This window comes from Sphingobium yanoikuyae, assembly GCF_034424525.1.
In the GTDB taxonomy this organism is placed as follows: domain Bacteria; phylum Pseudomonadota; class Alphaproteobacteria; order Sphingomonadales; family Sphingomonadaceae; genus Sphingobium; species Sphingobium yanoikuyae.
In genome coordinates this window covers 2,225,478-2,238,381 of record NZ_CP139979.1, presented here as the reverse complement: position 1 = coordinate 2,238,381, position 12,904 = coordinate 2,225,478, and the positions used below count along the sequence as shown (strand labels likewise).

The 12,904-nt window shown below is 65.0% G+C and carries 12 protein-coding genes; 8 read left to right on the top strand and 4 right to left on the bottom strand.

Going from position 1 to position 12,904, the window contains the following annotated elements:
* Positions 1-5: 5 nt before the first annotated feature.
* Complete coding sequence (locus U0025_RS10240) at positions 6-1,073, bottom strand: PA0069 family radical SAM protein (protein WP_004207278.1); 1,068 nt, start codon at positions 1,071-1,073, stop codon at positions 6-8.
* Positions 1,074-1,159: 86 nt separating this feature from the next.
* Between U0025_RS10240 and U0025_RS10235 the strand changes: the two genes are divergently transcribed.
* Positions 1,160-1,672, top strand: a complete 513-nt coding sequence (locus U0025_RS10235) for a YbjN domain-containing protein (protein WP_004207277.1) — start codon at positions 1,160-1,162, stop codon at positions 1,670-1,672.
* Positions 1,673-1,732: 60 nt separating this feature from the next.
* Here the strand turns inward: U0025_RS10235 and moaB are convergent, their stop codons facing one another.
* From moaB to U0025_RS10220, 3 genes are read right to left on the bottom strand one after another with little or no spacing between them, the layout of a single operon-like run.
* The gene (moaB, locus tag U0025_RS10230) at positions 1,733-2,260 is read right to left on the bottom strand and encodes a molybdenum cofactor biosynthesis protein B (protein WP_004207276.1); all 528 of its coding nucleotides are present in this window, start codon (positions 2,258-2,260) and stop codon (positions 1,733-1,735) included.
* The gene (locus U0025_RS10225) at positions 2,260-4,047 is read right to left on the bottom strand and encodes a lytic transglycosylase domain-containing protein (protein ID WP_004207275.1); all 1,788 of its coding nucleotides are present in this window, start codon (positions 4,045-4,047) and stop codon (positions 2,260-2,262) included. Before U0025_RS10225 ends, moaB begins: the two co-directional genes overlap by 1 nt.
* Complete coding sequence (locus tag U0025_RS10220; RefSeq protein WP_004207274.1) at positions 4,044-4,826, bottom strand: uracil-DNA glycosylase family protein; 783 nt, start codon at positions 4,824-4,826, stop codon at positions 4,044-4,046. The genes U0025_RS10225 and U0025_RS10220 overlap by 4 nt, the downstream gene beginning before the upstream one ends.
* A gap of 81 nt (positions 4,827-4,907) precedes the next feature.
* Here U0025_RS10220 and U0025_RS10215 point away from each other — a divergent pair, with 81 nt between their 5' ends.
* From U0025_RS10215 to U0025_RS10185, 7 genes are read left to right on the top strand one after another with little or no spacing between them, the layout of a single operon-like run.
* The gene (locus U0025_RS10215) at positions 4,908-6,560 is read left to right on the top strand and encodes an electron transfer flavoprotein-ubiquinone oxidoreductase (RefSeq protein ID WP_004207273.1); all 1,653 of its coding nucleotides are present in this window, start codon (positions 4,908-4,910) and stop codon (positions 6,558-6,560) included.
* 25 nt (positions 6,561-6,585) lie between these two features.
* Positions 6,586-8,202 carry a tetratricopeptide repeat protein gene (locus tag U0025_RS10210; protein WP_004207272.1) on the top strand — a complete coding sequence of 539 codons (1,617 nt, stop codon included), beginning with the start codon at positions 6,586-6,588 and terminating at the stop codon, positions 8,200-8,202.
* A gap of 17 nt (positions 8,203-8,219) precedes the next feature.
* The gene (locus U0025_RS10205; RefSeq protein ID WP_051156871.1) at positions 8,220-9,080 is read left to right on the top strand and encodes a 4-(cytidine 5'-diphospho)-2-C-methyl-D-erythritol kinase; all 861 of its coding nucleotides are present in this window, start codon (positions 8,220-8,222) and stop codon (positions 9,078-9,080) included.
* Positions 9,077-9,793 (top strand): N-formylglutamate amidohydrolase, encoded by a 717-nt coding sequence (locus tag U0025_RS10200; RefSeq protein ID WP_004207270.1) that lies wholly within the window; start codon positions 9,077-9,079, stop codon positions 9,791-9,793. The genes U0025_RS10205 and U0025_RS10200 overlap by 4 nt, the downstream gene beginning before the upstream one ends.
* A gap of 51 nt (positions 9,794-9,844) precedes the next feature.
* Entirely contained in the window at positions 9,845-10,201 is a 357-nt protein-coding gene (locus U0025_RS10195) for a hypothetical protein (protein WP_004207269.1), read from the top strand.
* On the top strand, positions 10,201-11,592 hold the full coding sequence (locus tag U0025_RS10190) for a bifunctional ADP-dependent NAD(P)H-hydrate dehydratase/NAD(P)H-hydrate epimerase (RefSeq protein WP_004207268.1): 1,392 nt from the start codon (positions 10,201-10,203) through the stop codon (positions 11,590-11,592). Before U0025_RS10195 ends, U0025_RS10190 begins: the two co-directional genes overlap by 1 nt.
* A complete protein-coding gene (locus U0025_RS10185; protein ID WP_004207267.1) occupies positions 11,589-12,794 on the top strand; it encodes a class I SAM-dependent RNA methyltransferase in 1,206 nt (401 codons plus the stop codon). Before U0025_RS10190 ends, U0025_RS10185 begins: the two co-directional genes overlap by 4 nt.
* Positions 12,795-12,904: the final 110 nt, after the last annotated feature.

The window sequence follows — 12,904 nt, the reverse complement described above, 5'->3', positions numbered from 1 at the left end:
GACCTCTAGAAGAGCCGCATCTGCGCGCCCTCGGGCGGCCTGAACAGGTCGGTGCGGACGCTGATTCGCGCCTGCCCCAGATTGGCCTTGCGCCGTGCCTTGATGAAGCGGGTGCGGGTCAGGTCGGCCCAGACGCCCTGGCCGCGCATCCGGCTGCCGAAATCGGGATCATTGTCGCGGCCGCCGCGAATGTCGCGGATCATCGCCATTACCTTGGCGGCGCGATCGGGATAATGGGTTTCCAGCCAGGCGCGGAACAGCGGCGCGACCTCATGCGGCAGGCGGACGAGGATGTAGTTGACGTCCTGCGCGCCGGCCATGGCAAGTCGCGCCACCACCTGTTCGATCTCATGATCGTTGATCGCCGGGATGATCGGGGACATGTTGGCCGATACCGGCACGCCGGCTTCGGCCAGGCGATTGATCGCGGCGATCCGTCGTTCGGGATGGGGCGCGCGCGGCTCCAGCGTGCGCGCGACCTTGGGATCGAGCGAGGTTACCGAAATCATCACCGCGACCAGATTGTCGCGCGCCAGATCGGCCAGCAGGTCGATGTCGCGCAGGATGCGGTCGGACTTGGTGGTGATGAACACCGGATGGCGGCATTCCACCATCACCTCCAGCAATTGGCGCGTGACCTCCCAATCCTTCTCGATCGGCTGATAGGGGTCGGTATTCGTGCCCATGGCGATCGGTGAGACGCTGTAGTTCCGGTGCGACAATTCCTTGCGCAGCAATGTCGCTGCATCCGGCTTGGCGAACAGGCGCGTCTCGAAATCCAGTCCCGGCGACAGGTCATGATAGGCGTGGGTCGGCCGGGCAAAGCAATAGATGCAGCCATGCTCGCAGCCGGCATAGGCGTTGATCGACTGGGAGAAGGCGATGTCGGGCGACGCGTTGCGCGAGATGATCGTGCGGGGCGTGATCAGCGAAACGCTGGTGCGTAGCTTCTGGGCCGGTCCGTCGATTGCCTGCGCGGCGTCGAGCCAGTCGCCGTCCGCCTCGCGCGCGGCCAGGTTGAACCGGCTGCTTGCCTGGTTGTGCGTTGCGCCGCGTCCGGGGATGTTTGCCATCTGGGAATAAGAACATATCATGAACTTATTGACAAGGTCGCTTCCGACGCGTCATGGCTGCCCCCTTGAAAGCAGGGGGAAATATCATGCGTGCCTGGTGGCTTGTTCCGGCTCTGATGATGATGGCAGGCGCGGCCGATGCCGCGACGCCGACGACGGATTGTGCCGCAAATATGGTCTGCGCCAGCCGGCCACAGTCGGTGGTCGATGCGCTACAGGCGGCGGGCTACAAGGCGGCGCTGACCAAGAGCAAGTCGACCGGTAACCCGATGATCGAGAGCGCTGCCAGCGGCTATAATTTCACCATCTATTTCTATGGCTGCGAAGAAATGAAGGACTGCAACTCGTTGCAGTTCGGTATCAATTTCGCGGATGATGGCGGCAACACGGTCGAGCTGGCGAACAAGTGGAACCAGTCCAAGCGCTTCATCCAGATGTCGCTGGCCGACGACAAGACGCTGGACGTGTCTTATGATGTCAGCACGATCGGCGGTCTCAATCAGGAGAATTTTGCCGATGTGGTCGACTGGTGGTCAGTGATGCTCGGCGAACTCAGCAAATTCTTCAAGGAGAACCCGGCGCCCACGCTCAAGAAGTGAAGGGGAGCGGGCTGGAGCCGTAACGAAAAATCGCCCTTTTGCGATTTTTCAAACAGGCGTTTAGCGCTCGGTGAGGCGCGGCATCAGCTCGACGAAATTGCAGGGGCGGAACCGGCTGTCGAGTTGGCTGGCGAGAATGCCGTCCCATGCATCCCGCACCGCGCCGGTCGAGCCGGGCAGGGCGAAGATATAGGTGCCGCGCGCGACGCAGGCGGTGGCGCGCGACTGGATGGTCGATGTGCCGATCGACTGATAGCTGAGCCACCGGAACAGTTCGCCGAAACCGGGAATTTCCTTGTCCTGCACCTGGGCCAGTGCTTCGGGTGTGACATCCCGGCCGGTGACGCCGGTGCCACCAGTAGTCAGGATAACATCGACCTGCGGATCGTCGATCCAGGCGTGAAGGCGCGCGACGATGGCGCTGCGATCATCGGTGACGATCAGTCGGTCGGCCAGGACATGGCCCGCGCCGGTCAGGCGATCGACCAGCGTGTCGCCGGACCGGTCGTCGGCCAAGGTACGGGTGTCGGAAACGGTCAGGACGGCAATGCGGACGGGCAGGAAGGTCCGGCCCTCGTCGATCGGCATCAATCCGATCCGCCGGCAATCATCGCCCGGCCATCGGCCTTGCTGAGACGCACCAGCTTGACGCCCTTGGCATTGGGGAAGGTTGGCCACATGCCCTGCGCCATACCGGTCAGGCAATCCGCCTCGCCCTTTGCCTGGATCTGGTACATCCAATAGTTGCGCATGACGATGTTCACATAGGCGCGGGTTTCATAATAGGGCAGGGATTCGATGAAGAGCAGGGGATCGCCCTTGTCCTTCACCTCGCTGTTCCAGCGTTCGACCGGCAGCGGGCCGGCATTATAGGCGGCCATCACCTTGGGCAGCAGGCCGCCGGTTGCGCTCATGTCGCGGAGCGATTCCAGATAGCGCTGGCCATATTCCATGTTGGTGGACGGCACGAACAATTGCGATGCGTTGGAAAGGCCGACATCGCCGGCGGTTCCGGGGCGCACCTGCATCAGGCCGCGGGCGCCGGCGCTGGAGACGACGTCCGAACGGAAGCCGGATTCCTGCAGCGTATGGGCGTAGATCAGCGACGGGTCGACACGCCAGCCGCCGTCCGGCCGCCAGGCCGGCGCCGGGAAGCGGGCGAAGCTGTCGGGCTGCTTGCCGGCCGGGCCATTATGGGCGAGCCAGAGCTGGGTTGCGGGCAGGTTGAGCGCGCTGGCCAGGCGCAGCAGCGCATCATATTGGGCGGTGCCGCCCAGCTTCGCCTGATAGCGCAGAATCTCGTCGGCGCGGCCATTCTCGCCAATATCGGCCAGTGCGATCGCGCTGCGGACATTGGGGCTGTCCTTGAGCTGGCGCCAGTCATTGTCGCTGAAACGCGCGTTCATGGTCGCGCCGCCCAGCGGCATGCCCAGGCTCTCGCGGGCGAGCAGGCCATAGAAGGTCTCGTCGGATCGCGCCGCGAGCTTCAGCATATTCTCGACCTTCTCGGCCTCGCCGCAGACCATATAGGCGCGCGATGCCCAATAGGCGCCGGCCGCGCGCATGTCCGCATCGCCCGCCAGCGCCGCGACATTGGCGAAGGCCGGGGCCGCAGCGCGGCAATCATTCTGGCGCCAGGCGGCAAGGCCCGTCGTCCAGTGGGCCTGCACGGTCCAGTCGCCGCCGGTACGGGTTTCGAGCGCGCGCGCGGCCATGCGGCGCGCGTTGAGGTCGTCGCTCTCGATATAATAGGCCCAGGCTACACGCTGGCGCACCTCGGTCAGGCCTTCGGGCGTCAGCCCCGCTTCGCCAGCGGTGAGCAGTCCTTCCGCGCCGGCCGGATCGTCATTCTTGATGAAGGTCAGGATCTGGGCCGACAGGCTCTGCGCGAGAACGTCCGTCTTGCTGCCGCTGACATATTGGCGGCGGGGGGCGGAGCCGAGCCATACCAGCTTCTGCACCTGCGGCAGATCGGGCAGGATGGTCGCGCCGCGCTTCTGCGCCAGACGGGAAAGCTGGTCGGCCTTGGGCAGCCAGGCCGCCTTGTTGACGAGGTCGAGCAGATCGAACAGCTCGACGCGCGGCGACCCCTTGGCAAGATAAAGTTCCGACAGGGCGAGCGGACGGACCGCGTCCTGGGGGTCAAGTGCCAGGATCATCGCCTTGGCATCCGACCATTTCTGGTCGCGCAGGGCGGCGAAGATGGCATTGTAGCGCGCCTTGTCGCCATCGGACAGCTGCAGCGGCGTGCCGGCGGTGGAACTGGTCGGCAAGGTGGGGAGGGTTTCGGCCGCCTTGGCACTGGCCGGGATCGCCAGCGCCGCGCTCATGCTGAGCAGGGCAAGGCTGGAAATGCGGGTTGCAACGCGAATCACGGGCGATCTTCCTCAATCAGGCTTTGCAGGGCGCGCCAGCATTCCGCCTTGGCCGCGGGCTGGCTGAGCAGCAGGCGCGGATGGAATGTGGCAATGGCGGGCACAGTGCCGCCATCATGGTTAAAGGGGCGTAAACCGGCGGGCCGGTCGGCGCCATCGGTCGGAAGCAGCGCACGGGCCGTCCGATCGCCGAGCAGGAGCAGGCGGCGCGGTGCGGCGAGATGGACATGCAGCCTGATACGATCGGCGACATGGGCCAGATCGCTTGCCTCCACCATGCCGCCGGCGGGGCGGACGGTAAACAGCGAGGCCAGGCAGATATCGTCGCGGCGCAGGCCGATGGCCCGCATCATGGCATCGAACAAAGCGCCAGCGCGATCGGCGAACAAATGGCCCGCGCCGGCATCTGCCATGTCGGGCATGTCGGTGATGACCATCAGCGGCGCTTCGGCCGGGCCGGTCGGCAGGATCGGGGTGCCGGGCCATTTGCGTTCGGGCTGGGCCGAATCACTGGCAAGCCATTCGAGATAGGCGTCGAGCGTCTTGGGTTTTTCGGGCGGTGGCGGGGCAAAGGCTTTCGCAGCCTGCTCGGCCAGCTGCGCGCGTGTCGGCTGGGGCCGCAACCAGTTGACTGGTGCTTCCGCTACGGCGCCGTCCACCCCCGCCAGCGACCACCACGCCAGATAGGCGTCAGGCGCTGCGGCTCCAAAGTCCCGCTCTAATCCCCGCATCACGATGCCCTTGGGCCAGAGGTTGACGCGAGGGTCAAGAATCTTCATCGCGTGGAATGTCAAAACGTTGGAGTAATAAGGCGACCGGATGGCCGGGCATGTGCTGGCGGGCGCCTTTATGGAGGGATTATGAGCGAACGGGATTCGATGCCCTATGACATCGTCATCGTCGGTGGGGGACCGGCTGGCCTGTCTGCAGCGATCCGGCTGAAGCAATTGGCCAATGCCGCCGGGCAGGAACTGGCCGTCTGCGTGCTGGAAAAGGGGTCGGAAATCGGCGCCCATATCCTGTCGGGCGCGGTGGTCGATCCCAGGGCGCTGGATGAGCTGATCCCCGACTGGAAGGAACAGGGCTGCCCGATGGCCGATGTTCCGGTCACCGACAACCAGCATTGGGTCTTGTCCAAGGCGGGCAAGATGGCGATGCCGCACATCATGACGCCGGGCTGGATGCACAATAAGGGTACCTATACCGGATCGCTGGGCAATCTGTGCCGCTGGCTGGCCGAGCAGGCCGAAGGTCTTGGCGTCGAAATCTTCCCCGGCTTCGCCGCTGCCGAAATCCTCTACAATGAGGATGGCAGCGTGAAGGGCGTCGCGACCGGCGACATGGGCATTGCCCGTGATGGCGAGCGCAAGGCGGACTATCAGCCGGGCCTGGAACTGCACGCCAAATATACCTTCTTTGCGGAGGGCGCGCGCGGCCACCTGACCAAGATCCTCAAGCGCCAGTTCGACCTGGAGGCCGATTGCGAGCCGCAGGTCTATGGTCTGGGGATGAAGGAATTGTGGGACATCGATCCCGCCAAGCATCAGCCGGGCCTTGTCATCCATACGCAGGGATGGCCGCTAACTGACGCATATGGCGGCGGTTTTCTCTATCATCAGGCCAATGGCCAGGTTGCGCTCGGCTTCGTTGTCGGGCTGGGCTATCGCAACCCGCACCTTTATCCGTTCGAGGAATTCCAGCGCTGGAAGCAGCATCCGGAAATCCGCAAGTTCCTGGAGGGCGGTCGCCGCGTTTCCTATGGCGCGCGCGCGATCAACGAGGGCGGCTGGCAGTCGATCCCCAAGCTGGTCTTCCCCGGCGGTGCTCTGATCGGTTGCTCGGCCGGCTTCGTCAACGTGCCGCGCATCAAGGGCAGCCATACCGCCATGAAGTCGGGCATGCTGGCCGCCGAGGCCGCGTTCGAGGCGATCCAGGACGAGCGCGCGCGCGACGTGCTGCACGATTATGAGGATCGCCTGCGTTCCAGCTGGATCGCGGACGAACTGAAGCTGGTGAAGAATGCCGAGCCGCTGCTGGCCAAGTTCGGCAACACCATCGGCACGCTGCTGGCGGGCATCGACATGTGGATGCGCACGCTCAAGATCGGCCTGCCTTTCACCATGAAGCACAAGCCCGATTGCGAGAAATTGTGGCGCAAGGACCAGTGCGAGAAGATCGCCTATCCCAAGCCTGATGGCGTGATCAGCTTCGACCGTCTGTCCTCTGTGTTCCTGTCGAACACCAATCATGAGGAGGACCAGCCGGTCCATCTGCAGCTCAAGGATCCGTCGGTCCCGATTTCCTACAATCTGCCCCTTTATGACGAGCCGGCTCAGCGTTATTGTCCTGCCGGTGTCTATGAAGTGGTCGGTCTGGAAGAAGGGGAGCCTCGCTTCCAGATCAACGCGCAGAATTGCGTCCACTGCAAGACATGCGACATCAAGGACCCGACCCAGAATATCAACTGGGTCGTGCCCGAGGGCGGTGGAGGACCGAATTATCCGAACATGTAGGGGCCTGATTCCAGGACTGTTGCTGATGCTGCCGGCTGCGGCCGGCGCATCGGTTGATCCCGATATGGCCTTGCATGCCTATGCCCGCGCGCGCCTTGCCGATGGTGAAGGCGCGTTGGGCGTTGCGGTCGACAGCTATCGTGTGGCCCTCGCCGGCGATCCGACGAGCCTCGCCATTGCCCGCCGTTCCTATGTGCAGGCATTGGAAAGTGGCGACATGCCGCTGGCGCTGCAATCGGCCGCATTGCTGGATGAGGGCGGCATGCTGCCGCGCGACGGCACCTTGCTGCGGATTTGCGACGCATTGGGCCGCAAGGATTGGGCGACGGCGCAGACCTTCACCGATCGCCTGGTGGAGGAGGGCAATTTCTCCTTCCTCGCCCCGATCGTGCAAAGCTGGATATCGCTGGGCCAGCGCCGCTATGTGGCGCCCGTCATCGACAGCAAGGACAAGTTCGGCGCGCTGGGCGCCCGCTATCTTGACGAACATGTGGCGTTGCAGGCCATGGCGCGGGGCGACAAGGAAGAGGCCATCGGCGCGATGCGTCGCGCCTTGGCCTTGCGCGTGACGGACGACGAAGCGCTGCGCCTGACCTTCGCCGCGCAACTGGCCGGGCGCCGGGCGAAGGCGGATGCCCTGGCCCTGCTGCCCGCCGATGAGGCGAGCTTCGCCAAGGCCCGTACGGACGTTGCCCGCGGCAAGGTGCCGGGAGCGATTGCCGCGCCCTTCACACCCAGGCAGGGCTTTGCGCAATTGTTGGCCCGCCTCGCGGTCGACATCGCGTCTGATGAAACGGGCACGGCGCTGGGCATTCGTCTGGCGCGGATCGCGACCTTTGCCGATCCGGCCGCTGCCGAGCCGCATCTGGTGGCGGCGAAACTGCTGGTGGCGGGTGATCTTGCCAATTATGCGGCGGCGGAAGCGCGCAAGGTGCCGGCGACTGGCTGGTATGGCGCGCTCGCCCAGGCGGAACTGGTCGAGGCACTGGCGGCATCAGGAGATCGCGACGGCGCGATTGCACTGGCACAGAGCCTGGCATCGGCTCTCAACGCTGAGCCGGAACGCCTTGTAAGGCTTGGACGATTGCTGGCAGACTCCGGTGATTTCGACGGCGCTGCGTCGGCCTTTCATCGTGCGCAGGCGGGCTATTCGGCGGACAGCCTGCCCTGGGCGCTGCTGCTGTTTGAAGGCAGTGCGCTGGAGCAGGGCAAGCGGTGGGACGAAGCCCGTGCGGTGCTCGAAAAGGCGGCCGTCATGGCCCCGAATGAACCGGTCATCCTCAATTATCTCGGCTATGCCCAGATCGAACGGCGGCAGAATGTCGATGTGGCGCTCGACCTGCTGAAAAAGGCGAGTGCGCTCAAGCCCCAGGATGCCTCGATCACGGACTCGCTTGGCTGGGCCAAGTTCGTGACCGGGGACGTCAAGGGCGCTGTCCCGGTGCTGGAACGCGCCGCAGCCGGAGCGCCCGGCGATGCGACGATCAACGAGCATCTGGGCGATGCGCTGTGGACCGCCGGTCGCCGCTACGAAGCCCGCTATGCATGGCGCGCAGCGGCCGTCTTCGCGGAAGGGGATGTCGCCAACCGGCTTGACGCCAAGGCCCGTGAAGGGCTGAAACCCGAATATGCCGCGCCCTGAGATTGCATTGAAATTCTGTGAATATATCTGATCAACTAACTGAAATTGCTTATGCAAAGGTCAATCTTGCCTTGCATGTGCGAGAGCGTCGCGCGGATGGCTATCATGCGCTGGAAAGCCTGTTCGTCTTTGCCGAGGATGGGGACATTCTCCGCGCCGGGCATCGCGACGATGGCGTTATCACGCTCGCCGTGGAAGGCCCTTGTGGTGCTGGCCTGAGCGGCGACGAGGACAATCTGGTCATGCGAGCGGCGAGAAGTCTTCAGGCGGCCACCGGGATAACGGCCGGCGCCGATATTCGGCTCGATAAGCGACTGCCGGTTGCGTCGGGTATCGGTGGCGGTTCGGCGGATGCGGCTGCGACGCTACGCCTGCTGATGCGTCTCTGGAATATCACCGTGGAAGGCGCTGTATTACAGCAATTATCCCTGTCGCTTGGCTCGGACGTGCCGGCCTGCTTGGCCAGTACCACGCAGTTGGTGCGCGGCCGTGGCGAACTGCTGGAGGCGCAGGCACTGGATGACCTGTCGTGCCGGCCGATGCTGCTGGTCAATCCGCGGGTCGGCGTGTCGACGGCATCGGTCTTTGCCGGCTGGGACAGGATCGATCGTGGCCCGCTCGATGCTCGGAATATTGACGGGCTTGCGCGCGCCGGCCGCAATGATCTGGAGGCGCCGGCCCGGCTGTTGGCGCCGGTGATCGGTGATGTGCTGCAGGCATTGCAGGCGCAAGCTCCCCGGCTGGTGCGTATGTCCGGGTCGGGCGCGACCTGTTTCGCGTTGTTCGATGACGGGCAGGCAATGACGCAGGCCGCGACGGCCCTCCGCCATGATCATCCGGATTGGTGGGTGATGGAAACGAGGATCAGGACATCATGAGCGAAGCCTTCATCACCGTGCGCGAGGGCGATCTCGACCTGCTGATCATCGTCGATCATGCCTCGGCCCATGTCCCCGACGATATCGACTTGGGCATCGATCCGACGCTGCTTCGTGAACATATCGCGATCGACATCGGCGTGGCGGAGGTCAGCCAGTTGCTCGCGGCGCAACTGAACTGCTCGGCGATCCTGGCCGGTATCTCTCGCCTGGTCATCGATCTCAACCGCGAAGAGAATGCGCCTGGCCTGTTGCCGGTGATGAGCGACGGCCATGCCATTCCGGGTAATCGGGACGCTGATCTGGCCGAACGGATGCGTCGCTTCCATCATCCCTATCATCATCAGGTGGCGGCCATGCTTGACGGCATGACGTCACCCTTCATCCTGTCCGTGCATAGTTTCACGCCGCGCCTGGCGAGCGATCCGGCGCAGCAGCGGCCCTGGGATATCGGCATTCTCTATAATCAGGATGATCGGGCGGCGCGGATCGCCATTCCGATGCTGGAGGCGGCCGGCCTGAATGTCGGCGACCAACTGCCCTATTCGGGGCAATTGCTCAACGCGACCATGAACCGCCATGCGGAAGCCAATGGCATCCCCTATCTGGGGATCGAGATGCGGCAGGATCTGGTTGACGAGGCTGCGGGGCAGCGCCGCTTTGCCGATCTGCTCGGACCGATCGTGCTGGAGTGCCGTAACCGACTGAGTTGATGGTCGGGCCTGGCGCGCCGGGTTATAAGGATGTCGAAAGGGGATGTTCTGATGGGGCTGCGATTGTCTGGCGCATTATTGCTGGCGGGGCTGGCCTTGGCGGGATGTGACGGCAAGGGCGGCGGGAGCGGGGCGATCGCCGATGACGAAAGCTTGACCGACTGCGCGATCGGCAAGGGTGATTGGTCGCGGGCCTGCGGCGTCGAACGCGAGGGCGACATGCTGACCCTGCGCCATCCCGATGGCGGGTTCCGGCGGCTCAGGATCGTGCAGGACGGGCGTGGCCTGGTTTCGGCCGATGGCGCCGAGGAGGCGAAGCTCACCATTATCGACAAGGGGCTGGTCGAAGTGACGATCGGTGCCGACCGGTATCGGCTGCCCGCTACCGTGGCGGCCAAGCCGAATTGATGGTGCCCGACCCGATATTGACGGCAGAGGCCATGCGCGCGGCCGAGCAGGCGGCTTTTGATGCTGGTGTCGATCCATATGCATTGATGGAACGGGCGGGGGCTGCGGCGGCGCAGATCATCTGGCGTGCCGGGCATCGACGCGATGCACTGATCCTCTGTGGTCCTGGCAATAATGGCGGTGATGGCTTTGTTATCGCGCGTATATTGCGCGAACTGGGCGTGCCGGTGCGGGTCTCCTCCCTGGGGGACAGCCGAACCGCATCGGCCCAGCGGGCCAGGGCATTATGGGACGGCCCGGTAGAGGCGCTGGCCGATGCCGCGCCGGCGGCACAATTGGTCGACGCGCTGTTCGGCACGGGGCTGACGCGCGGCCTGGATGCGGCGGTGGCGGACCGATTGGGCGAATTGGTGGCGCATGCCAATCACAGCTATGCGATTGATCTGCCCAGCGGGGTGGGGACGGATGATGGCCGGCTATTGTCGGCGGTGCCGAAGTTCGACGTGACGATCGCATTGGGCGCATTCAAGCCCGCGCATCTGTTGCAACCGGCGGCTAGTCTTATGGGAAAGCTGGTGCGGGCGGACATTGGCCTCGCCATGCCGCAGGACATGCATATGCTTGCACCGCCGCAGCTTCGTGCGCCTGACGCTGCTGCGCATAAATATAGCCGAGGTCTGGTCGGGGTTGTCGGCGGTCTTATGCCGGGCGCGGCGGCGCTGGCGGCAGCCGCGGCGGCCCATTCCGGTGCTGGCATGGTGAGGCGCTATGACGCATCGCCTTGTGAGGCCGGGCCACATGCCATCGTTCATCAGCAGGTTGAGGATGAGGCTGTCCTGAGCGACGCTCTTTCCGACCCTAGGCTGGCGGCCGTGCTGGTCGGTCCGGGATTGGGTCGGGAGGATGGGGCGCAGGCGCGGCTTGATGCAGCGCTGGCATGCGGACGGCCGCTGGTGCTGGACGCCGACGCGCTCACCTTGCTCGCAGGAAGGGCGGCTACCCATGTCCCGGCCGGATCGATCCTGACCCCGCATGAGGGCGAATTCGTCCGGCTTTTCGGCGATCTGCCGGGCAGCAAGATCGATCGGGCGCTGGCCGGTGCGCGCATGGCGAGCTCGGTTGTGGTCTACAAGGGTGCGGACAGCGTGATCGCCGCGCCGGATGGCCGGGTAGCCGTGGCGCGGAGTGCTTCGACCTGGTTGTCGACCGCTGGCACGGGCGATGTGCTGGCGGGGCTAGCCGCCGGGCGACTGGCCGTGACCGGCGATCCGTTTCGCGCGGCGTGCGAGGCGGTCTGGCTGCATGGGGAGGCCGCACGGCGAGCCGGGCCGGCTTTTGTCGCGGATGATTTGCTTGCCGCGCTTCCAGCCGCTATCGGCTCGCGGCTGTGACCCAAGATAATGATCTCATCCTCCGCATCGCCGCCAAGGGCGATGGCGTCACCGCCGATGGGCGGCATTTCGCACTGGTAGCACCGGGCGACCGGATCGCTGCCGACGGCAGCATCATCGCTGGCCCGCATCATGTCGACGCGCCCTGCATCCATTTTCCCGGATGCGGTGGCTGCGAACTGCAGCAGATCGACGAGCCGAGCCTGGCTGATTTCGTCAGCGCCCGCGTGACCGGCGCGCTGGCCGGGCAGGGCGTAGTGCCGCAGATGGTGCTGCCGGCCCATGTTTCGCCACCGCGCACGCGTCGCCGTGCCTCGCTGCGTGCCGCGCGGCAGGGCAAGCGGATCACCATCGGCTTTGCCGAGCAGGGCAGCCATGTTCTGGTCGACCTGACGATGTGCGAGATACTGGATCCGCGCCTGTTTGCACTGATCGCGCCGCTGCGGACGATGCTGCTGACCTGCCTGCCCGACAAGCGCGCCGCGCATGTGCGCATGTCGCTGACCGATCAGGGCGTCGACCTGCTGCTGGAAGGCGTGAAGGTCGAGGGGCTGGCGGCGGACGAGGCGCTGGGCGATTTCGCCCGCGGGCACGCTCTGGCACGGCTGACCATCGACCAGGGCGATGGCCCGGAGACGCGGTGGGAGCCGGAACCGGTGACCGTCAGCTTTGGTGGCGTCGCGGTCGGCTTTCCGCCCTATTCCTTCCTGCAGGCGACACCTGATGGCGAGGCGGCGCTGGTGAAGGCAGTGCAGGATGCGCTGCCGGCAACCGGGGCTGTCGCCGACCTGTTCTGCGGTCTCGGCACCTTTGCGCTGGCGATCGGCGCCAATCGGCCGGTCTATGCGGCGGAGGGCGCGCGCGATCTGGTGCTGTCGCTCAAGCTTGCCGGCCATCGCGCGCAGCGGCGCATGGTGGCGGATCATCGCGATCTGTTCCGCCGGCCGCTGACGCCCGAGGAACTGAACCGCTTTGCCGCCGTGGTGATCGATCCGCCCCGTGCTGGTGCGCGCGAACAGGCGATGCAACTGGCGCAGTCGACCGTGCCGCTGATTGCCTATGTCTCGTGCAATCCGGGCAGCTTTGCCCGCGATGCCGCGCATCTGGTGGCGGGTGGCTATGTGCTCGACAGCGTCATGCCGGTCGGCCAGTTCCGCTGGTCGACCCATGTCGAACTGGTCGGGATTTTCCGGCGCCCCTGAGCGATTTCCTGCGAAGTTCACACCGTCGTTGAGGGGGCAAATGCCCCAAAGAAAATCCCTCGCTGCGAGGGGGCGGCAGCGAGGGATATAGTCTTTCGTTCGATCCTCGG